At 30.9% G+C, this 1,526-nt stretch carries 2 protein-coding genes and 1 pseudogene; all 3 read right to left on the bottom strand.

Annotated features, from left to right (window positions below):
• Position 1: 1 nt before the first annotated feature.
• Positions 2–793 (bottom strand): annotated as a pseudogene (locus tag BUCNMO_RS02455) (anthranilate synthase component 1); the annotation flags it as partial.
• The gene (locus tag BUCNMO_RS02450; RefSeq protein ID WP_160118327.1) at positions 772–918 is read right to left on the bottom strand and encodes a hypothetical protein; all 147 of its coding nucleotides are present in this window, start codon (positions 916–918) and stop codon (positions 772–774) included. The gene BUCNMO_RS02450 and the pseudogene BUCNMO_RS02455, both read right to left, overlap by 22 nt.
• Complete coding sequence (locus BUCNMO_RS02445; RefSeq protein ID WP_193554156.1) at positions 906–1,526, bottom strand: aminodeoxychorismate/anthranilate synthase component II; 621 nt, start codon at positions 1,524–1,526, stop codon at positions 906–908. Before BUCNMO_RS02445 ends, BUCNMO_RS02450 begins: the two co-directional genes overlap by 13 nt.

The raw sequence follows: 1,526 nt of genomic DNA, 5'->3' as shown, positions 1-1,526 counted from the left end.
GTTATATACTTTTTGTTGGTAAGTGAGATGTTATAATTGCGTTGATTACTGCTCGAGCTTTATTTTTGCTTTCTTTTACTTCTGATTTAGGATTAGATTCTAGTACTATTCCAGCTCCTGATTGTATTGTTGCTATTCCTTGTTCAACGTATGCAGACCTAATAATAATACACATGTCGAATATTCCTTCTCCGGTGATATATCCTATCGCTCCTCCATAACTTCCTCTTTTTTCTTTTTCATGTTGTGCTATCAGTTGCATGGCTGCTATTTTTGGAGCCCCACTTAATGTTCCCATATTCATACAGGTTTGATAGGCGTGAAGAATGTCTAAATTTTTTTTTAAAATTCCTGTTACTTTTGATACAAGGTGCATAACATGTGAATATCGATCTACTTTTGTTAATTTTTCGACATACCTCGTTCCTGGTTCACAAATACGTGCTAAATCATTACGTGCTAAATCTACTAACATTAAATGTTCAGATAATTCTTTTTGATTAGTTCTCATTTCTAATTCTATTTTGTTATCTAGGTCATAGTCTATTTGTCCGTTTTTTTGAAAACCTCTAGTTCGGGTGCCTGCGATGGGATAAATATCAATTTTTCTAGATTTTGGGTTGTATTTTAATGAGCTTTCTGGAGATGCTCCGAATAAAGTAAAATTAGTATCTTGCATAAAAAACATGTAAGGGCTAGGGTTGTTATTTTTTAGTTGATCATATGCTGCTAATGGGGAAGGGCAAGGTATTAAAAATTTTCTAGAAAGTACTACTTGATAAATGTTTCCCATAGGTTTTTTGTTGCCCATATTAACTTGTAAATTTCTTGTTGCATTGAAGATTGTAGAACAGTGCTATGAATAGGATTTAATAATACTTTTTTTAATTCTATGATTGCTAAAATTATTTCGCACATATTTTTATAGTGTCCTTTGATGTTTTTTTGGATGCCCATATTAATGTTTGTTGCATTAATTGGGAGCCTTGTACTGTTAGTATAGATTCTGGATGAAATTGAAATCCACATATTTTTTTTTTGTTATTTCTAAAAGCCATTACTAAATCGTTATAATAAGCGTTTATAGTTAATGTTTTAGGAAAGGTGTTTGTGTTACATGCTAAAGAGTGATATCTAGCCACAGAGAGTGGATTAGGCATGTTTATGAACATGTATTTGTTATCATGTTGGATTGAAGAAACTTTTCCATGTTTAATATTTTTAATTGTTGTTATTTTTCCCCCGTGTGCTGCTATTAAAGCTTGATATCCCAAACAGATACCTATGATAGGAAATTGTTCTTTAAATGTATGTATGACTTCAGGCATACATCCAGCATTTTGAGGATGACCTGGTCCTGGAGAAAGTATTATTATAGGATTTTTTAAAATTTTTAAAGTATTACTAATAGTTTGTATTTTTACAGTGTTTCTATAGATTACTACATGATTTTGTTGGTATCTTAATTGATCTATTAAATTGTAACTAAATGAATCAATGTTATCTAAAAAAAGGATGTTTGCCAT

The organism is Buchnera aphidicola (Nipponaphis monzeni), from assembly GCF_006741185.1.
Classification (GTDB): Bacteria; Pseudomonadota; Gammaproteobacteria; order Enterobacterales; family Enterobacteriaceae; genus Buchnera_H; species Buchnera_H aphidicola_T.
This window is presented reverse-complemented; position numbering and strand designations above follow the sequence as displayed.